17 protein-coding genes are annotated in these 19,553 nt (G+C 37.4%); 10 read left to right on the top strand and 7 right to left on the bottom strand.

The genetic code is table 11. The features are described from left to right. Positions 1-9: 9 nt before the first annotated feature. Together rbfA and H3Z82_RS04530 are read left to right on the top strand one after the other, a co-directional pair. Entirely contained in the window at positions 10-405 is a 396-nt protein-coding gene (gene rbfA / locus H3Z82_RS04535) for a 30S ribosome-binding factor RbfA (protein ID WP_182202962.1), read from the top strand. Continuing rightward, positions 406-1,608, top strand: a complete 1,203-nt coding sequence (locus tag H3Z82_RS04530; RefSeq protein WP_182202959.1) for an ABC transporter permease — start codon at positions 406-408, stop codon at positions 1,606-1,608. Between the two features lie 271 nt (positions 1,609-1,879). On the opposite strand, the gene dusB is transcribed toward H3Z82_RS04530, so the two are convergent. Further along, positions 1,880-2,872 (bottom strand): tRNA dihydrouridine synthase DusB, encoded by a 993-nt coding sequence (gene dusB, locus H3Z82_RS04525; RefSeq protein WP_182202956.1) that lies wholly within the window; start codon positions 2,870-2,872, stop codon positions 1,880-1,882. Between the two features lie 191 nt (positions 2,873-3,063). On the opposite strand from dusB, the gene H3Z82_RS04520 reads away from it, so the two are divergent. The 3 genes from H3Z82_RS04520 to H3Z82_RS04510 are packed head-to-tail and all read left to right on the top strand — an operon-like array spanning position 3,064 to position 5,388. Continuing rightward, entirely contained in the window at positions 3,064-3,807 is a 744-nt protein-coding gene (locus H3Z82_RS04520; RefSeq protein WP_182202953.1) for a prolipoprotein diacylglyceryl transferase, read from the top strand. After that, positions 3,797-5,191, top strand: a complete 1,395-nt coding sequence (locus tag H3Z82_RS04515) for a radical SAM protein (protein ID WP_182202950.1) — start codon at positions 3,797-3,799, stop codon at positions 5,189-5,191. Before H3Z82_RS04520 ends, H3Z82_RS04515 begins: the two co-directional genes overlap by 11 nt. After that, the gene (locus H3Z82_RS04510) at positions 5,188-5,388 is read left to right on the top strand and encodes a hypothetical protein (RefSeq protein ID WP_182202948.1); all 201 of its coding nucleotides are present in this window, start codon (positions 5,188-5,190) and stop codon (positions 5,386-5,388) included. Before H3Z82_RS04515 ends, H3Z82_RS04510 begins: the two co-directional genes overlap by 4 nt. Positions 5,389-5,482: 94 nt before the next feature. On the opposite strand, the gene H3Z82_RS04505 is transcribed toward H3Z82_RS04510, so the two are convergent. Next, positions 5,483-6,709 carry a M20/M25/M40 family metallo-hydrolase gene (locus H3Z82_RS04505; protein ID WP_182202945.1) on the bottom strand — a complete coding sequence of 409 codons (1,227 nt, stop codon included), beginning with the start codon at positions 6,707-6,709 and terminating at the stop codon, positions 5,483-5,485. A 168-nt stretch (positions 6,710-6,877) separates the two neighbouring features. Here H3Z82_RS04505 and H3Z82_RS04500 point away from each other — a divergent pair, with 168 nt between their 5' ends. Continuing rightward, a complete protein-coding gene (locus H3Z82_RS04500; RefSeq protein ID WP_182202943.1) occupies positions 6,878-7,984 on the top strand; it encodes a TolB family protein in 1,107 nt (368 codons plus the stop codon). Positions 7,985-8,065: 81 nt separating this feature from the next. Here H3Z82_RS04500 and H3Z82_RS04495 read toward each other — a convergent pair whose 3' ends face one another. The 3 genes from H3Z82_RS04495 to H3Z82_RS04485 form a co-directional block, all read right to left on the bottom strand. Next, positions 8,066-8,353, bottom strand: coding sequence for a type II toxin-antitoxin system RelE/ParE family toxin (locus H3Z82_RS04495; RefSeq protein ID WP_182202941.1), 288 nt, complete (start codon positions 8,351-8,353; stop codon positions 8,066-8,068). Then, on the bottom strand, positions 8,346-8,567 hold the full coding sequence (locus tag H3Z82_RS04490) for a hypothetical protein (protein WP_182202938.1): 222 nt from the start codon (positions 8,565-8,567) through the stop codon (positions 8,346-8,348). The genes H3Z82_RS04495 and H3Z82_RS04490 overlap by 8 nt, the downstream gene beginning before the upstream one ends. Before the next feature lie 69 nt (positions 8,568-8,636). Further along, a complete protein-coding gene (locus H3Z82_RS04485; protein ID WP_182202935.1) occupies positions 8,637-11,063 on the bottom strand; it encodes an outer membrane beta-barrel family protein in 2,427 nt (808 codons plus the stop codon). Positions 11,064-11,212: 149 nt separating this feature from the next. Here H3Z82_RS04485 and lepA point away from each other — a divergent pair, with 149 nt between their 5' ends. The 3 genes from lepA to H3Z82_RS04470 all read left to right on the top strand — a co-directional run bounded on the left by lepA (position 11,213) and on the right by H3Z82_RS04470 (position 16,120). Next, positions 11,213-13,009, top strand: coding sequence for a translation elongation factor 4 (lepA, locus tag H3Z82_RS04480; protein WP_182202933.1), 1,797 nt, complete (start codon positions 11,213-11,215; stop codon positions 13,007-13,009). Between the two features lie 436 nt (positions 13,010-13,445). Further along, entirely contained in the window at positions 13,446-14,849 is a 1,404-nt protein-coding gene (locus H3Z82_RS04475) for a glycogen synthase (RefSeq protein ID WP_182202930.1), read from the top strand. A 2-nt stretch (positions 14,850-14,851) separates the two neighbouring features. After that, entirely contained in the window at positions 14,852-16,120 is a 1,269-nt protein-coding gene (locus H3Z82_RS04470; RefSeq protein ID WP_182202927.1) for a glucose-1-phosphate adenylyltransferase, read from the top strand. Positions 16,121-16,143: 23 nt separating this feature from the next. On the opposite strand, the gene H3Z82_RS04465 is transcribed toward H3Z82_RS04470, so the two are convergent. Beyond that, positions 16,144-18,033 carry a cation:proton antiporter gene (locus tag H3Z82_RS04465; RefSeq protein WP_182202925.1) on the bottom strand — a complete coding sequence of 630 codons (1,890 nt, stop codon included), beginning with the start codon at positions 18,031-18,033 and terminating at the stop codon, positions 16,144-16,146. A gap of 135 nt (positions 18,034-18,168) precedes the next feature. Continuing rightward, positions 18,169-18,522 carry a DUF202 domain-containing protein gene (locus tag H3Z82_RS04460; RefSeq protein WP_220459123.1) on the bottom strand — a complete coding sequence of 118 codons (354 nt, stop codon included), beginning with the start codon at positions 18,520-18,522 and terminating at the stop codon, positions 18,169-18,171. A gap of 162 nt (positions 18,523-18,684) precedes the next feature. Here H3Z82_RS04460 and H3Z82_RS04455 point away from each other — a divergent pair, with 162 nt between their 5' ends. Continuing rightward, on the top strand, positions 18,685-19,548 hold the full coding sequence (locus H3Z82_RS04455) for an MBL fold metallo-hydrolase (protein WP_182202923.1): 864 nt from the start codon (positions 18,685-18,687) through the stop codon (positions 19,546-19,548). Positions 19,549-19,553 lie beyond the last annotated feature (5 nt).

The raw sequence follows: 19,553 nt of genomic DNA, 5'->3' as shown, positions 1-19,553 counted from the left end.
AAACGAAACATGGAAGAAAGTCATAGACAGAAAAAAATAGGAGGTATTTTGCAGCAAGACTTGGTAGACGTGCTTCAGGGTGCCGCCACTAAAGGTGGTATGCGCGGCATCATCATTTCAGTGAGTAAAGTGAGTGTAACGGCCGACTTATCATTGGCCAAAGTATATCTTAGTATTTTCCCAAACAAGGAAGCTGCAGATTTGCTGGTCGGGATCCGTTCCAACACGGCATTGATTCGTCATGAATTGGCACAGCGCACGAGACATCAACTGCGTAGAATGCCGAACTTGGAGTTTTTTATTGATGATTCCCTCGAGTATATTGAGCGTATTGATAAGTCTTTAAAAGGCGAAGAAAACCCAATCAGGGACGCAGATTTACTGGATAAACGTAAAAAAAAGTAATTGAATTTTTCGCTTTACATCGCTAAGCGATACCTCTTTACCAAAAGCAGTAATAATGCCATCAATATCATGACCATTATTGCCGCTTCTGGTGTGGTGGTTGCCGCTGCGGCTTTATTTATTGTTCTTTCAGGATTTGCTGGACTCAAAGATTTCAGTCTTGAATTTTCTTCTTTTGTAGATCCTGATCTCAAAATTCTTCCTTCTCAGGGGAAATCATTTTTACTTACGGAAAAAGATTCCACATCGTTGTCAACAATCGACGGAATTGCATCCTATTCCAAAATCATTGAGGAACGGATCATTATTGAATTTGATAATAAGAATTTATTGGCTTCCTTAAAAGGGGTGGATGAACATTATTTGAAGGTGACCAGCATTGATTCCATGATCATCCAAGGCCAGTGGTTTGAAAAAGGTAGTGGCCAATTGGTTTCAGGATGGGGCATTGCGCACAAACTATCTTTTGGAGTGTTGGATTACGGAAAAGCCCTAAACATCTATGTTCCTAAGCCGGGCGTGGGACAAATTACTTCCATTAAGGGCGCATTCAACTCCTTGAACATGGTCAATATTGGTGTTTTTGATGTGAATGAAGATCTCAACGGCACATACGTTTATACCGACATCGTAAACGCGCGCTACTTGATGGATTACGCCAATAATCAAGTGACCAGCATTGAAATTAAACTCCAACCAAATGCTGATGAAAAAACCGTTAGAAAAGCCATTTTAGAGCGTTTTGATACCGATGTCATAATCAAGAATAGAGCACAACTGAACGATTCACTCTACAAAATGTTAAATACCGAAAACTTGGTAGTCTATCTCATTTTTACTTTGGTGATCATTATCGCCTTATTTAATGTGATTGGTGCTTTGATCATGATGATTTTAGATAAGAAAGGTTCATTGCATACCCTTTATAATATTGGTGCGACGACCAAAGATATCCGACGTGTGTTCTTCCTTCAGGGGAGTTTAATGACGATTTTAGGTGGATTTGCCGGTGTTTTGATCGGTCTTATACTGGTCGTACTTCAACAGCAATTCGCATGGGTAATGATCACGCCTTCGCTCCCGTATCCCGTTAAAATTCAACTCGTGAATATTCTCTTGGTTTTGGTAACCATTGCGATTTTAGGACTGATTGCTTCCAAAATTGCCTCCGGAAGGATCAATGAAAAGATGATGCAGAGTTAGGATTCAGGATTCAGGATTCAGGATTCAGGATTCAGGATTCAGGATTCAGGATTCAGGATTCAGGATTCAGGATTCAGGATTCAGGATTCAATAAAAATATGTCTTTTGGCGTCACAATAACCAGTTGCTAAAAAACTTATAATATTATTGTCAACGCGCACCTCGTTTTTATTGCCTCTGTTAAAAAACAATCGTGCATTAGTGGTAACATCTTAATTCATCTCAACACTATCCACTACCCTCTTAAAACTCCGTGCTTTAACTCACAGTTTCAAACAAACTCATAACCTGCAAAAGCGCTTAGCACCTCATCAAACGCAGCAAAGACATCTGAAGCATCGTCACTTGTCACCATTTTGGTGCGATATGCCTTAAAATTCGGAATCCCTTTGAAATAATTGGTATAATGGCGTCGGGTTTCAAAAACTCCTAATTTTTCACCTTTCCAATCGATGGCCATCTGTAGATGTCTTCTTGCGGCATCCACACGTTCTTCCAAAGAAACAGGATCCAAATGTTCGCCCGTATTGAAGAAGTGTTTGACTTGTTTAAAGAACCAAGGATTCCCGATGCTGGCTCGACCAATCATACACCCATCGAGTCCATAAACATCACGCATTTCCATGGCTTTTTCAGGTGTATCTACGTCACCATTACCAAAGACAGGAATATGCATGCGCGGGTTGTTCTTGACCTCAGCAATTGGTCGCCAATCGGCGTTGCCTTTATACATTTGAGCGCGTGTGCGTCCGTGGATGGAAATGGCCTTACAACCTACATCTTGCAAACGCTCGGCAACCTCAACAATTCTAATCGAGTCATGATCCCAACCGAGACGGGTTTTTACGGTGATGGGCAAATTGGTGCGTTTGACCATTTCTTCCGTAAGTTTCTCCATCAGACAGACGTCTTTCAAAATTCCTGCACCTGCCCCTTTGCTGACTACCTTTTTTACGGGGCAACCAAAATTGATGTCAATTATATCCGGATTGGACTTTTGAACAATATCAATAGTTTTCAACATGCTGTCCAGGTTGGCTCCAAAAATCTGAATACCAACTGGGCGTTCCTTTTCGTAAATGTCCAATTTCATGATGCTTTTAGCTGCGTCACGAATTAATCCCTCGCTGGAGATAAACTCGGTGTACACCACATCGGCACCGTTTTCTTTGCACAAGGCTCTGAATGGTGGATCACTGACGTCTTCCATAGGAGCTAAAAGTAATGGAAAATTTGGAAGTTGTATGTCGCCTATTTTTATCACTATCAAAATTTTAGTGCAAAATTAGCTTTTTTTCTGCAAATGCAGTTATTTAAGACCTAACAGGTTCTCCTCCTACACTAAAACCTCGGCGGACAAGTGGAAACTTGTTAGGTCTAAAAGGAATAATCGGAATGATGAAGTAACAAAATTCAAAATTTATCCTAAATTTCAAAGTTCTAAACATTGCTATTTTGACCATCCCTTTTGAGCCTATCCTATTCAATTACCAAATCAACATCCATTTGATATTGGAGTATTTGGCATTTTTTATTGGCTTCCGATATTATTTGTATTTGAGAAAAGGGAGTGAAGACGCCATTTCTTCAATGAATCGCTTATCCATCATTTTGGGTGCGGTGATTGGTGCCTTGATAGGGTCTCGATTGGTTGGGCTTTTAGAAAATCCGATGATTGAATTAACACAAGTCAACCTCATCCAGCTTCTAAATACCAAAACCATTATGGGCGGACTCTTTGGCGGCTTATTGGGTGTTGAATTGGCAAAGAAAATCATTGGTGAAACCCATTCCTCTGGCGATTTATTTACGTTTCCAATTATTGTTGGCATATTTATCGGTCGGATTGGCTGTTTTTTATCAGGAATCAATGAGTTCACTTATGGTAAAGTGACCTCATTCTTTATGGGAATGGATTTAGGCGATGGCTTAAAACGACATCCCATTGCCTTATATGAACTGGTATTTTTAGTGCTATTGTTCTATTTTTTAAGATACATTCAAAAGAATAAAAATTTAGCAAGTGGCTTGCTCTTCCAATATTTTATGATCAGCTATTTCAGTTTCCGATTTTTCATCGAATTCTTAAAACCTAATATCTTTTTTGTAGTTGGATTGAGCAGTATTCAAATTCTTTGTCTAATTTGTTTGCTCTATTACCACAAAACCATCCGAAATCTATTCTATTATGCCCGTTAGAAAATATACTTATTACGATTTCACCTTGAGTCTTTGTCATGTGTGCCTGAAACGCGTTGACGCCAAAATCGTTTTTGAAGATGGCAATGTGTATATGCTAAAACGCTGCAATGAACATGGTAACAGCAAAGTGTTAATAGCCGATGACATTGCGTATTACAAGAATATTCGCAATTACAACAAACTTTCTGAAACACCTTATACCTTCAACACCAAAACGCATTATGGCTGTCCTTACGATTGTGGCTTGTGTCCCGATCATGAGCAGCACTCCTGTTTGAGTATTGTAGAAGTTACGGATCGGTGCAACCTCACCTGCCCTACCTGTTATGCCGGCTCCTCACCTACTTACGGCCGCCATCGGACATTGGAAGAAATCAAAAAAATGCTGGACGTTATTGTCAAAAACGAAAAAGAGCCTGATGTGGTACAAATTTCAGGAGGTGAACCCACCATACATCCGCAGTTCTTTGAGATTTTAGATTATGCCAAAACACTTCCTATCCGACATTTGATGCTCAATACCAATGGGATAAAAATTGCAAAGGATAAAGCATTTGCGGCCCGATTAAAATCTTACGCGCCAGATTTTGAAATTTATTTGCAGTTTGATTCTTTTGAGGATAGCGTGTTGCGCGAACTCAGAGGCGCTGATTTGGCAGCCGTTCGTCAGCAGGCATTGGATAATTTGAATGAACTCAATCTCTCCACGACTTTAGTAGTTACACTTCAAAAAGGATTGAATGATCAAGAAATAGGAAAAATTATAGATTTCGCTCTCAAGCAAAAATGCGTGAGGGGCGTGACGCTTCAACCCACGCAAATTGCTGGCCGTTTAGAACATTTTAATCCTGAAACCGACAGGATGACTTTAACGGAAGTGCGACGTAAAATTTTAGAACAAACAGATGTTTTCAATAGTGATGATTTATTACCTGTACCTTGCAATCCTGATGCTCTGGTGATGGGTTATGCGCTTAAATTAGATGACGAAGTCTTTCCTTTGACGCGGTATATCAATCCAAATGATTTGTTGGACAATAGCAAAAACACGATTGTCTATGAACAAGATGAAATGCTGCACGGCAAGATGATCGAGTTGTTTAGTACCGGGAATTCCGTTGAAGTTGCAGAAGAAAACCTAAAATCGATTATGTGCTGCCTACCCAATATTGAAGCACCTAATTTAGGTTATGACAATTTATTCCGCGTGATCATCATGCAATTTATTGATGCTTATAACTTTGATGTGCGTGCCATAAAAAAATCTTGCGTGCATATCGTTAACAAAGACTATAAGATTATTCCTTTTGAAACAATGAACTTGTTTTACAGAGATGACAAAAAAGACTATTTAGAAATTTTAAAAGCTCAAGCCTTATGATGTTTATTGAACCGAATTTAGATGGTTTGCTGACCGTTCTTATATTAATAATGGTGGGGCCTTCAATCGTATTGGCGATTATTGGTGGCATTCTTTATTACAATCAAAAGAAAAAAGCCGCAAAAGTGTTTTTTATTTTGGCCGTGATCTATCTTGTCATCAGTTTCGGGATATGTGGGGTCCTAATATCGTCTTAGCCTATCTAATGTTTTGTGAATTATGGTCACAAAAATCGTATATAAATAGTCAATAGGCGCTTCAAAATCTTTCTATAAGAGATGAGATGGCATTCTAAAACTCTAAATCTGCCTCAATTTTTTCACCATTTCTGTCCACAACCACTTTGGTCTGATCGCCTTCCTCAAAAACCGAAAGTGCTCGCATATACCCATAAATATCGGTAATGGTGCTATCGCCCAATTTAATAACTATATCACCCTTTAACAATCCCGCTCTTGAGGCTGGTGTGTCTTCCCTAAGGCCATCAACCCGCATGCCTTTACCATCAAACAAATAATCCGGGACCACGCCTAAGCCTACCTTAAATCGCGCCATTTCCCCACGGTCATCCTTTGTTTTTCTAAAGGCCAATTTTCCGCTGTTGTCAAGCTCTGAAATTACATCAAAAATATAATCTGAAATAAGCTCCATGCCTTCATAATTCAACTTATCGGCATCATCACTCGGCTTGTGGTAATCTTCATGTTGTCCAGTAAAAAAGTGAAGCACCGGAATATCATTTAAATAAAACGACGTATGGTCAGAGGGTCCAATGCCAGATTCATCTTCAACCAATTTAAAGCCTTTGTTTACAGCGTGAAGTACTTGTTTGAAACGTGGAGAAGTACCAGTGCCATAAACCGCCAAAGTACTATCGGCTTTCAAGCGTCCAACCATATCCATGTTGATCATATAGTTAGCCGTATTGATATCAAAGGTGGGATGTTTCACAAAGTAATTACTTCCCAATAACCCCATCTCTTCTCCAGAGAAAGCCATAAATAAATAATTATTTTTCGTGTTGGTCTTTTTCAACTTGGCAACTAAATTCAGCATTACTGCTACACCGCTGGCATTATCGTCAGCACCATTATGGATGGCTTTATCCTTTTCACGGTACAATGACCCTTCACCACCATAACCCAAATGATCATAATGTGCACCGATGATAATTGTATTTTTTGCATTATTGTCAATAAATCCCAAGACATTGGTACCCGTAATCATGCTGTCCGTAGCTTTGCTTTCAAAAGTTACCTCTCCGTGTGGATCGGATTTCGGTTTAAAGCTAAACCTCTGAAAATACCCATCCGTTCCTTTAGGCTGCAATCCCAGCGCTTTAAAACGCTCTGAAATATACTTGGCGGCTTCCTGCTCACCTTTTGTGCCCGTTTCTCGACCCTCATATGTGTCGGAAGCCAAGATGGCGATATCATCTTTTATGCTTATTTCCTTAATGGTATCTTGCTTACAAGATGTGATAAAAACGAAAAAAATTAGTGCTATTATGGATTTCATGATTATATATGTTAATTTTATACAAAATTAGACATTATTTGTCGTTTTATTATCGAAACCTAATTTGTAAAAATACAACATGTTAGGTTTTGATGGTTCAAACAACCCCAATATTTGGCGAGATGTTTAATTGATCACTCTCAAACCACAGATTTAAACAATCATTTTATGAATCGCATATTTATTATTCTATTCCTTTCCATCGTTGTTAGCTCTTGTAAAGACGAAAAGAAATCCAACCCTGAAGAAGTTGTTGAAAATATCGAAAAATCAGCTACAGACTCGCTGATTTTTCCTGACGAAAAGCATTTCAAATCCTTAAAACAAATCACTTTTGGAGGTGATAATGCGGAAGCGTATTGGAGTTTTGACGATAAACAATTGGTTTTTCAATCTAATAACCCCAATTGGAATGTCAATTGCGACCAAATGTTCCTGATGAATGCTGATGATACTTTTAAGGATAAAATGCCGCCTATGATCAGTACTGGAAAAGGCCGGACCACTTGTGCTTATTTCTTACCTGACAATAAACATATTGTTTACGCCTCTACACATTTAGGCGATGAAGAATGTCCGGATGCACCTTTAAAAAAGGACGGAAAATATATTTGGCCCATCTATGATTCCTATGACATTTTTGTAGCGGATTTAGAAGGGAATATCACAGCACAATTGACCAATGAACCTGGTTATGATGCTGAAGCTACGGTCTCCCCACAAGGCGATAAAATTGTATTTACGTCCACCAGAAATGGCGATCTCGATCTCTACACGATGAATATTGATGGTTCAGATGTCAAACAAATCACTTTCGAATTGGGTTATGACGGTGGCGCCTTCTTCTCGCCTGACGGCACAAAACTCATCTTCCGTTCTTCACGTCCAAAAACTGATGAGGAAATTGCGGAATATAAAAGCTTGCTCAAAGAAGGTTTGGTACAGCCAACTGAGATGGAGCTGTATATCTGTAATGCCGATGGCAGCGATTTAAGACAGTTGACCAATTTAGGAAATGCCAATTGGAGTCCGTTTTTTCTACCAGATGGCGAACGTGTTCTCTTCTCTTCAAATTTTGAAGCAGAACGTGGATTTCCGTTCAATCTATATATTATCGGGATTGATGGCAAAGGTTTGGAGCGTGTGACCCATAGCGATACCTTTGATGCCTTCCCAGTGTTTTCAAACGACGGCAAAAAACTCATGTTCTCTTCCAATAGAAACAATGGTGGCGGACATGACACCAATTTATTTGTTGCAGAATGGCAAGACTGAAAGGATTGACATTCTGAAACAGAATTCTTCTGGATACGAACTTATTTGTTGCAAAATGGCAGGACTAAACCGATTGAGAAATCAGCGCTTTTTCCAAATCATGGGATCTCTGCTTGTATGAAGGATGGCTATAACTACTATTTTCTCTTCATACATTTTATAAAACACGCCGAATTTAAATTTTAGGAAAACCAATCTAATCTCTCCAAAACGTTTTTGAAAAGCTTCTGGTCTACTTTTAATGTGAAGTATTGAATCCTCTAGTTCGAGCAGAAAAGCATCTGCAAGTTTTGGGTTGATGAGATCATAGTAATCGATAATATTTTGAATATCGTCTTTGGCAAGTGGTCTAAATGAAAGCCTATGCATTTTTTCTTTGCAACTCAGCTTTTACCTCCTCCCAAGAATAACCATTATCAACTGCACTATCGGCTTCATTTTCTCTCTCTTTTAAGATTCTCGCATGGTCTTTACCAAGTTCAAAATCTTCTTGCATCAATATGAGTTCAGCTTGCACTTCTTCCCAAGAGTCAAAATTTGTCTTGGATAGTTTTCTGCCATTTTTAACAGTTATCGTTGTCATATTTAGCGATTTAAGTTTTAATAAAGATATAGAAAACAGGTTTGAAATTACGTAAAATTTGCAAAAGACTTAATTCTCCTTTTTCTCCAAACGCTCCGTTTCGGCTTCAATTACCTGACGTTGGTTGGTCTCTAAGTTTGTGTTTCCAAAATTGTATCGAAACCCTAACTTAATGGTCCGTGTATCTTGGTCAAAGAAGGTGGAATTATTCTGGTTCAAATAATGTGATCTGATATCAAAATCTTGCGTATTAAATAGATCTGTAGCTACTAATGAAATAGTGGCCTTATTCTTTAAAATCTTTTTCGAAATTGATAGATTGGACATTAATATATCCTTGACCTCTCTAAAGCCACTAATGCTTTTACTCAAATAAACTAAAGTGAAATTGGCATTCAAACTGCGGTCTTTTAAAAACGTAATATCGTTGCTCAAGACACTGTAATTTGACCATTGGTCCTTTTTAAACTCAGAACCATCAATTATACCTTGATCTTCAGCGTTATAGAACGACGTCACAAAATAGACCGACCAGCGATCAACAACGTTGAAAAAGGTGATAAAATCAAGGCCATACTCTACTGTTTTATCAAGATTTAAAGGTGTGTAGGTCACAATATTGTTGACATTATCCTGAAGTGGCAACTCAAAGATGTTATTATCATAGGTTTTATAATAAGCCTCAATCGTGTAAACACCTTGACCTAAGGAAGTCCCCAATACCACATTATTGACCACAACGGGCTGCAAGTTTGGATTTCCGGTAACAATAGTCACATCATTCAAATAAAATTGAAACGGATTCAAACTTTGATAATCGGGTCTTCCAATGCTTCTTTTATAGTTGGTATAAAGCGAAAAACTATCTGAAAACGCATAATTTAAACTCGCCGTTGGAAACCACTCTAAATAATCTTGTGTATTGGTAACATTATCAAAAGCCGAATGACCCTCAACCAATGTTTTTTCTGCTCGCAATCCCGCTGTCAGACTTAACTTTTCCCAATCTTTAGCATAATTGACATAACCGGCATAAATGGTTTCATCATAGTCAAAAGCGTTAGTATTATTGGGATCAATGGTTTCAGTTCCGTTGACAATATCAAATTGTGTGATGTCACTTGCACTTTGAATGTTGGATCCTTTGGCGCCAATCTCCAAAGAAGATGCTTCACCTATAGGCAGGTTATAATCAACTTTTGCAGTATAGATTTTAGTATCTTGATGGTTATCGGTTCTGTAAGCGGTACTTGTTAAAAAGCTATTATCGCTATCAAAATAGTTACTCTTTACGTTCTGATTCCGGTTGTAATTATAGGTTGTAAAATGAACATTTGCCGAAAGCTTCTCTCCTGCTTTTTCAAATTGATGCACAAAATCAAGATCAAAGCCTAAATTGTATTTATCATCATCTGATAGATTATTGGCATCAAAATAATAATCCAAATTTTGGCTGGCATCATAAACATCGGTGTTGTTTTTAATCTTGTATTCAAAATAAGGCAATACCAACATGTTCGAAGACAAACTCAAAGTATTTTTTTCGTTAATGCTATAATCAAAATTGAAGTTGAAATTATGCGTTCTTGACCAGGTGTTTCGGTTGGTTTCGGACTTAAATGTTTGGTCGATATTACCGGCACCGTCCAAATAATTAATCACATCCTCTTGACCTCTATTGATTTTATCATGAGAATAGGTGTAATTGGCAAAAAAGTCAATCTTTTCATTCTTGAAAAAGTGGCTCATGCCTCCATCGTATCTGGGAAAAACACCTTGAGTAAAATTCGCAAAAACATTGCCCCGGTATCCTGTGACCAAATTTTTACTCATCACAATATTGATCACGGCACCACTTTCAGCATCATATTTGGCCGATGGATTGGTAATGACTTCAACTGATTTAATAGAATTTGCCGATGAGCTCTCAAGCAACTGAACCAGCTCCTCATTACTCAAATGCACTTTTTTATCGTTAATATAGACCGTAGGCGAGGCATTTTTTACCTGAATGCTATTGTCCAGCACCAAGATACCTGGGGTGCTTTTTAGGACATCAAACATATTGCCCTCAATCAACGCTGTGTTTTCAACATTGAATATCAAACGGTCGACTTCTTTCTTAAGCGTTGGTTTTTTAACAATGATATTCACCTCATCAAGTTCTTCTGATGATTCATGGAGTACAATGACTCCCAAATCAAGCTCTTGATCCACCATAACTGATTTATAAACATCGTTAAATCCGATAAAACTAAATCTCATAAGGTAGGTGTCTGAAGCCAATTTATTAAGACGAAAATAACCCTTCTCATTAGTTGAAACGCCTTTAACAACGGTGGAGTCTACTGCTTTCATTAAAATGACATTCGCAAATGCAACAGGCCGTCCGTCTATATCACCTGTAATTCCAGAAATAGCATAATCCTGAGCAAAACCAATTGAGGATATAAGAATAAGGCATAATAGTAAGTAGGTATCAAAAAAGTCTTTCAAATTAAATTGGGTTTAGATACGCAATATATAAATTGTTTTAGAATTAAAATTACGGTATTCCCGTAGTTATGAATGTTTTTAGATAAATAAAAATCATCCAAAAGCATAATAAATCAGTTATATTTGCAGATTAGTTAGCTCATTTTTTTATGAAGAACATTAGAAATTTCTGTATTATAGCACATATTGACCATGGTAAGAGTACGCTTGCAGACCGCTTATTGGATTTTACGGGCTCCGTAACCGAACGTGAGAAGCAAAATCAATTACTTGATAGCATGGATTTGGAACGTGAGCGAGGGATAACCATAAAATCTCACGCCATACAAATGGATTATATCTATAAAGGTGAAAAATATATACTTAATCTGATTGATACCCCTGGACACGTTGATTTCTCCTATGAAGTCTCTCGATCTATTGCAGCCTGTGAAGGTGCTTTATTGATTGTTGATGCAGCACAGAGTATTCAGGCGCAAACTATTTCTAACTTGTATTTGGCTTTAGAGAATGATTTGGAAATTATTCCAATATTGAACAAAGTCGATTTACCAAGTGCCAATCCAGAAGAGGTCACAGATGACATTGTCGAGTTATTGGGTTGTAAACCAGAAGACGTCATTCATGCCAGCGGGAAAACAGGATTTGGTGTTGACAACATTTTGGCAGCAGTAATTGAACGCATTCCTGCCCCAAAAGGTGATGTTGATGCTCCGTTGCAAGCCCTGATCTTTGATTCTGTTTATAATACGTTTAGAGGTATCGAAACCTATTTTAGAGTATTTAATGGTGAAATCAAAAAAGGACAAAAAATTAAATTTATCGCTACAGATAAAGAATATTATGCGGATGAAGTGGGCACATTAAAACTCACACAAATCCCGAAACAAAGTGTTAAAGCTGGCGATGTTGGTTATTTAATTACAGGAATCAAAACCGCAAAAGAAGTAAAAGTAGGGGATACCATTACCGATTTTGCAAATCCAACTACTAATATTGTGGAGGGTTTTGAAGACGTAAAACCAATGGTATTTGCGGGAATTTATCCAGTAGATACGGATGATTTTGAAGAGCTCCGAAATTCGATGGAAAAACTACAGCTCAATGATGCTTCCTTGGTTTTTCTTCCAGAAAGTTCAGCGGCATTAGGTTTTGGATTCCGTTGTGGATTCTTGGGAATGCTTCACATGGAAATCATCCAGGAACGTTTGGAACGCGAATTTGATATGACGGTCATTACTACAGTACCCAACGTGTCTTACAAAGCTTATACCAATAAAAACCCCGAAGTTCCATTAATCGTCAACAACCCATCTGACTTACCGGATCCATCAACTATTAACAGAGTTGAAGAACCTTATATTAAAGCAACTATCATTACAAAATCTGATTTTGTGGGCAACGTCATGTCGCTTTGTATTGAAAAGAGAGGGCTTGTAGTTAACCAAACGTATTTGACTCCAGAGCGGGTGGAACTCACTTTCGAAATGCCTTTGGCGGAAATCGTTTTTGATTTCTACGACCGTTTGAAAACTGTTTCAAAAGGCTATGCTTCATTTGATTACCATCCAATCGGAATGAAAATTTCCAAATTGGTACGTTTGGACATTTTACTAAATGGTCAACCTGTAGATGCACTTTCAGCATTGATCCATTTTGATAATGCCCAAACTATTGGAAAGAAAATGTGCGAGAAACTGAGAGAATTGATCCCACGTCAACAGTTTGATATTCCTATTCAGGCTGCGGTTGGTGCCAAAATTATTTCGAGGGAAACCATCAAGGCACTTCGTAAGGATGTGACCGCAAAATGTTATGGTGGAGATATTTCTCGTAAACGTAAACTACTTGAAAAACAGAAAAAAGGTAAAAAACGGATGCGATTGGTAGGAAACGTTGAAATTCCACAGCAGGCGTTTATGGCTGTTTTGAAATTGAACGATTAACCTACCAGTTCCTGCGAAGGCAGGAACCTCATGATGAAAAGACAACACTTGTTTTGTTTGGCTCAAACCAATTTCTTTTCTTAAATAAAAGTATAAGATTCCTGCTTTCCGTTAATTATGGAGAAGGCAGGAATTTTGTATTTAAGACGCAATCTTTGTCTTCTAAAACACTAACTAACTTCAGGTTTTAAGTAAAAGGATTAGATTCCTGCCTACGCAGGAATATGGAGAAGAGAGGAAATTGGTTTGTCTACTTCAATTTATCCCTATAATCATCAATATTAGTGAATTAATTCACCAAATAACCTGATAATTGATGAATACATTCACCAATATTGATATTTGTGACAACAATCGTCTTAAAAATTTATTTTTTTTATAAGTATGTTAAATGCTCAAATATTTTGTAGATTTAAAGAACTTATAAAACTAACCAATGAATATATATCATATCAGTGCGGAATGCTATCCTATTGCCAAGGTCGGTGGTTTGGGCGATGTGGTTGGTGCGCTGCCAAAATATCAAAATAAATTGGGTGAGACCAGCAGTGTCATCATGCCTTTTTATAATAATAAATTTACCCAAACCCATACGTTCAAAAGAGTTTTTAACGGCCGTTTCAATTTAGGGAGGCCTTTTAATTTTGACATTCTTACATTGGAGGATAACACTTTGGGTTATGATCTTTATCTTGTTCATATTCCAGATTTGCTATACACGGAATATGTCTATTCCTCAAATGATACAGAGCGTTTTTTAGGCTTTCAAATTGCCGCATTGGATTGGTTGGTACAATTAAAGCAACAACCTGATATAGTCCATTGCCATGACCATCACACAGGCTTGATTCCATTTATGATGTCACAATCTTATGCCTATCATAAATTAAGAATGACGCCAACGGTTGTCACCATTCACAACGGGCAATACCAAGGCTGGTTCAGTCATAACAAAATTCACCTCATCCCACCCTTTGATTTTTCTAAAGCTGGATTATTAGATTGGAAGCATCTTATAAATCCGCTAGCATCAGCCATAAAATGCGCATGGAAAGTAACCACAGTATCTCCAAATTACATGGAAGAACTCAAATATGCTGCCAATGGTTTGGAAGATTTGTTACGCTACGAAAGCGGTAAATGTGTGGGCATTTTAAATGGTATTGACGATAAGGTTTGGGATCCGGCTACGGATGATAATCTTATTCAAAACTATTCGATTAAAACGGTTCTCTCTGGTAAAAAAGCCAATAAACAATGGTTGTGCAAAGAGTTCAATCTCAATCCGGAGCTTCCATTATTTGCGTTTATTGGGCGTTTGGTTGGAGAAAAAGGGGCCGACTTGTTACCAGAAATTTTCCATAACTCGCTTGTTCATAAAAATTTATCTATTATCATGTTGGGTTCTGGTGATTCTACCGTAGAACATCAATTGGACCAATTAAAATATCAACATCCAGGATATTACAATAACTATATTGGCTATAACGAACGCTTGGCACATATTGTTTACGCTGCGGCCGATTTTTTAGTTATGCCATCACGTGTAGAGCCCTGTGGTCTTAACCAAATGTATGCTTTACGCTACGGTACGGTTCCTATTGTCAATAAAGTGGGTGGTTTGAAAGATACTGTTCAAGATTTTGATGATAATGGTTTTGGTGTTTTACACGATGGGGCCACTGTTCATGAAGGTAGTTTTGCCATCTATCGGGCTATTAATTTTTATCAGGATAGTGAAAGATTCAAAAAAAATCGTAACTTAATCATGAAAATCGACCATTCTTGGGATTCTTCAGCTCAAGCTTACTTAAACCTTTATAATTCATTAATTCAATAACTATGTACCACGACTCAGTAATTTCTATCATTTTAGGTGGTGGACAAGGCTCTCGACTTTATCCACTTACTGCAACACGATCAAAACCGGCTGTTCCCATAGCGGGAAAATATAGGTTGGTGGATATCCCTATTTCCAACTGTATCAATTCGGAAATCAAACGCATGTTTGTATTGACGCAATTTAATTCGGCCTCCTTAAACAAACACATCAAAAATACATACCATTTCAGTTTCTTTAGTCAAGCATTTGTTGATGTTTTGGCAGCGGAACAAACTATGACCAGTACAAGTTGGTTTCAAGGTACCGCAGATGCTGTAAGACAGAATATGCATCATTTTCTAAAGCATGATTTTGAATATGCCTTGATATTATCTGGCGATCAATTATACCAAATGGATTTCAATAAGATGTTGGATGCGCATAAAGAAAGCAATGCCGAAATAACCATTGCCACTTTACCCGTGGTAGAAAAAGATGCCACTTCTTTTGGGATTTTAAAAACTGATGAGAATAGTATTATCACATCATTTATAGAAAAACCAGACGCCAGTTTGTTACCTGATTGGACCTCTGAAGTAAGCGACGGAATGAAAGCTCAAGGTCGAAATCATCTGGCTTCAATGGGTATCTATATCTTTAACAGACAGCTGCTTATTGATCTTATGAACAATCCTGATACTAATGATTTTGGCAAAGAAATCATCCCGCAATCTATTGACAAACATAAAACATTAAGCTATCCATTTGAAGGCTATTGGACGGATATTGGAAATGTTGATTCGTTCTTTGAGGCCAACTTGGGCCTTACGGATGAAATTCCCGAATTTGATCTGTTCAACAATAAAAAACGAATTTATACCAGAGCGCGAATGCTGCCAACCACAAAAATAAGTGGCACGACCTTAAATAAAGCAGTTATTGCAGAAGGCTGTATCATTAACGCGGCTAAAATAGAACATTCCGTTATTGGAATTCGGGCAAGAATAGGTAATGATTCCACTATTATCAATACCTATATGATGGGTAGTGATGTTTATCAAACCCTATCTGAAGTCACATCAACAACAGAAATTCCTATGGGTATTGGCAAACGATGCTTCATAAAAAATGCCATTATTGACAAAAATTGTTGTATCGGAAATGATGTAAGAATCAATGTGGACAAGAACTCCAAAGATGCAGAAACTGATACCTATGCCATTAAGGAGGGTATTATTGTCATCAAGAAAGGTGCAATTATTCCCCATGGAACGGTCATTAACACCTAAAATATTTTATCTTAGTATAGGGCTCAACTGGTTTCGGTTGGGCCTTTTTCTTTTTCTTTGGTTGCTACCTTTTCTTTTTGAATTTTTTCAACATCATACGGTTTTCCTAAATAAACCAATTGCCATCCCTCAGTAAATTTTTCGTCATCTTTATTTATCTCTGCAATAATGTGCAACACACCCTCTTCATCCTTCAAAAATAACGGAATAATATTATCATCTTGACCGCTTAACTCAATTAAACTTTCGTAATGTTCTTTATCTATTATATCAATTTCATGAATGGCAGGATGTTTTCTCGTGGTCTCGGTAAGAGAAATAAAATCATCCGTTTGCATAAATATATGCTCTTTAGGCACAAAATTTGGATCACTTAATTCATCAGAAGTAATCAGTCTAAAGACACCATTCTGACCAAATTCCTTACCAAATCTGGAGATTGCAAACTGATTAATATCAGAGTTCCCTGTTAAGGCTATGATATAGCCAATATCATTCAATTCAATATTATCCTCCAAAGAGGCCTCATAGATATTAGATATAATTCCTTCCAAACCTAATTCCTTTGCCTTTGCAATATTGTTTTGATTGTTATCAAGCATCACCACGCGTCTTCCATTCTTTTGTAAATAATTACCAATAAGTCGTGATGGTTTGGAGGCACCCACAATTAAAATAGCATTTGCCTTCTTAAGAAATACGCCTAATATTCTTGCCAGATATCTAGCTGTTGTAGCATTAAGGATCACTGTACCCAATACTACCATGAATACCAATGGCGTGATAAATTCAGCATCTTGAACCCCGTTTTTCGCCAATTTCAAACCAAATAATGATGCAATTCCTGCTGCTACAATACCTCGTGGGCCTACCCAACTTATAAAAATCTTTTCATTGAATTTAAGAGAAGAATTATAGGTGCTCCACAAAACCCCAATAGGGCGTAATACGAAAACGACTACCGCAAAAAGTGCAACCATGTTCCAATTGAGAACCAATCTTAAATCTTCCATATTAATATTGGCAGCAAGCAAGATAAATAAAATGGATACCAATAAGATGCTAAGAGATTCTTTAAAATACAGTAATTCTTTTAAATAAGGCGAATTGGAATTTCCCAAAACCATGCCCATGACTACTACCGCCAATAAGCCGGACTCATGTGCAAATTCATCTGCCAAAACAAACACACCCAGCACACTCGCCAAAGCAAATACATTGAGTAAATAATGAGGAATTAAACGCTTGTTCATTATAAAATTCAGTCCGTGGGCAAATGCAAATCCAAACGTACTTCCAAATAATACAATTTTTCCAAACTCAATAAATGCTGTTTTGGTAAAGGCACCGCCTACATCCACACTAATAAACTCAAATACCAATACGGCAACCAAAGCGCCAATAGGATCAATGAGTATACCTTCCCATCTCAAAACCGCCGAAACATCCTGTTTTAACGGGATATGTCGTAGAATTGGTGTAATAACGGTTGGACCTGTAACAACAATCAATGCCGAAAAGAGAAAAGACATTTCCCAGCTGAGATAAAAAATGTAATGTGCGGCTACTGCGCCTCCAAAAAACGTGACGGCGGAACCTATCGTAATCAATTTTGTAATGACCGGTCCAATGTTTTTGATCTCTTTCATGCGTAAGGTCAGTCCGCCTTCAAAAAGAATAATGCTTATGGCAAGAGAGACAAAGTAAAAAAGACTTTCACCGGGGAAAAGTCCTTTTTCGCCGTTATAAATGGGTTGAATCCATTTTGTTCCATCGCTTGAAAGGTATTCTGCGGCAAATGGTCCTACCAAAAGACCTATTAAAATTAAGGGAAGAATAGCCGGAATTTTTAACTTCCATGCTACCCATTGCGCCAATATGCCTAATATGACAATTCCTGATAGTTCAACCATATAATTAGTTATCTTATTTTCTGTGGAAAGATTGTAAAGTTATTTTTTTTGAATCAAACAACCCTAATAATATCATAAAATTCAAAATGAAGGGGTAAATCCACTTAAAAATCAGCTTTTGAAGAAACTATTTTTCTATTTTTTTTGTTTTTTAGACTCTGAATTATAATATAATCGTTTTAAGCTTTTTTTGAGCAGGGTAAAACGATAAATGCCAATAATAAAGAAAATGGCACTAAAAACTAAAGATAATACCGCCAAATATTTAAAATCAGGGAAGTTTTTCAATTGAAAAAATGCTATGCCACCCAACATTAAGTATAACGACGATCTGATATAAGACAATAATGTGCGCTCATTTGCCAATCGGGTGCGTTCAATGGCCAAATAATCTCTTAAAATTACCTCTTGATCGGGTTTAAAATCCCGTCCAAACCTCAAGAGTTTAATTTTGCTTAGCTTTAGAGATGCGGGAACAATGCGTTTCATAAATCTTTTTTATAAAATTAGAATAATTTTCAGTGCTTTCAAATTATCAGCGTCGTAAGTTAGCTTCAAAATGTTAAAAAACAGCCAATATCATTGCCCAAAACGGTCAAATTTTAAGTGTTTTAGTAATTTGCGGTTTTAACTTCGCCTAAAGAAACAATTATGCAATTATATCCTATTGAATCTGGAAACTTCAAACTTGATGGAGGAGCTATGTTTGGTGTGGTCCCAAAATCACTTTGGCAGCGTACCAACCCAGCAGATGCCAATAATATGATTGATATTGCAGCCCGTTGTCTGTTGATAGAAGATGGCAACCGCCTTATTTTAATTGACACAGGAATGGGCAATAAACAAAGCGATAAGTTTTTTGGCTATTACTTTTTATGGGGCGATGACTCTATTGACGCTTCTTTAAAACAGCATGGTTTTCATCGTGATGATATTACGGACGTGTTTATGACGCATCTCCATTTTGATCATTGTGGTGGCAGTATCCAATGGAATAAAGACAAAACCGGGTACGAACCTGCTTTTAAAAATGCGCATTATTGGAGTAATTCCGAACATTGGCAATGGGCAACACAACCCAATAGACGTGAAAAAGCATCCTTTTTGAAAGAAAATATTCTTCCGATGGAAGAAAGTGGTCAACTTAAGTTTACCTCACTTCCTGAGAATCGACTTCTAAAAAATTCGGCGTTGGGCTTTGATATCTTTTTTGCCGATGGACATACAGATAAACAAATGATTCCACTCATCAACTATAAAGATAAAACCATTGCTTTTATGGCCGATTTACTTCCAACCGCTGGTCATTTGCCTTTGCCTTTTGTCATGGGCTATGATACCAGGCCTTTATTGACCTTGGATGAGAAGGAAATATTTCTAAACTTAGCGGCCGATAACAATTATTATCTATTTTTAGAACACGACGCCCATAATCAAATTATCACCGTAAAGCATACGGACAAAGGAGTACGTTTAGATAAGACATTTACTACACACGATATTTTTACAAATTAATAGAT

It is taken from the genome of Gelidibacter maritimus (genome assembly GCF_014062315.1).
Lineage (GTDB): Bacteria > Bacteroidota > Bacteroidia > Flavobacteriales > Flavobacteriaceae > Gelidibacter > Gelidibacter maritimus.
Note: the sequence above shows the minus strand (reverse complement) of the source record. Positions and strands in the feature narration are given on the sequence as shown.

Coding starts and splice junctions, on each gene's coding strand:
- H3Z82_RS04515 (WP_182202950.1), top strand. CDS start 3,797: ATGCCCGTTAGAAAATATACTTATTACGATTTCACCTTGAGTCTTTGT.
- H3Z82_RS04490 (WP_182202938.1), bottom strand. CDS start 8,567: ATGACAACGATAACTGTTAAAAATGGCAGAAAACTATCCAAGACAAAT.
- H3Z82_RS04510 (WP_182202948.1), top strand. CDS start 5,188: ATGATGTTTATTGAACCGAATTTAGATGGTTTGCTGACCGTTCTTATA.
- H3Z82_RS04475 (WP_182202930.1), top strand. CDS start 13,446: ATGAATATATATCATATCAGTGCGGAATGCTATCCTATTGCCAAGGTC.
- H3Z82_RS04460 (WP_220459123.1), bottom strand. CDS start 18,522: ATGAAACGCATTGTTCCCGCATCTCTAAAGCTAAGCAAAATTAAACTC.
- rbfA (WP_182202962.1), top strand. CDS start 10: ATGGAAGAAAGTCATAGACAGAAAAAAATAGGAGGTATTTTGCAGCAA.
- H3Z82_RS04495 (WP_182202941.1), bottom strand. CDS start 8,353: ATGCATAGGCTTTCATTTAGACCACTTGCCAAAGACGATATTCAAAAT.
- H3Z82_RS04465 (WP_182202925.1), bottom strand. CDS start 18,033: ATGGTTGAACTATCAGGAATTGTCATATTAGGCATATTGGCGCAATGG.
- H3Z82_RS04500 (WP_182202943.1), top strand. CDS start 6,878: ATGAATCGCATATTTATTATTCTATTCCTTTCCATCGTTGTTAGCTCT.
- lepA (WP_182202933.1), top strand. CDS start 11,213: ATGAAGAACATTAGAAATTTCTGTATTATAGCACATATTGACCATGGT.
- H3Z82_RS04505 (WP_182202945.1), bottom strand. CDS start 6,709: ATGAAATCCATAATAGCACTAATTTTTTTCGTTTTTATCACATCTTGT.
- H3Z82_RS04455 (WP_182202923.1), top strand. CDS start 18,685: ATGCAATTATATCCTATTGAATCTGGAAACTTCAAACTTGATGGAGGA.
- H3Z82_RS04470 (WP_182202927.1), top strand. CDS start 14,852: ATGTACCACGACTCAGTAATTTCTATCATTTTAGGTGGTGGACAAGGC.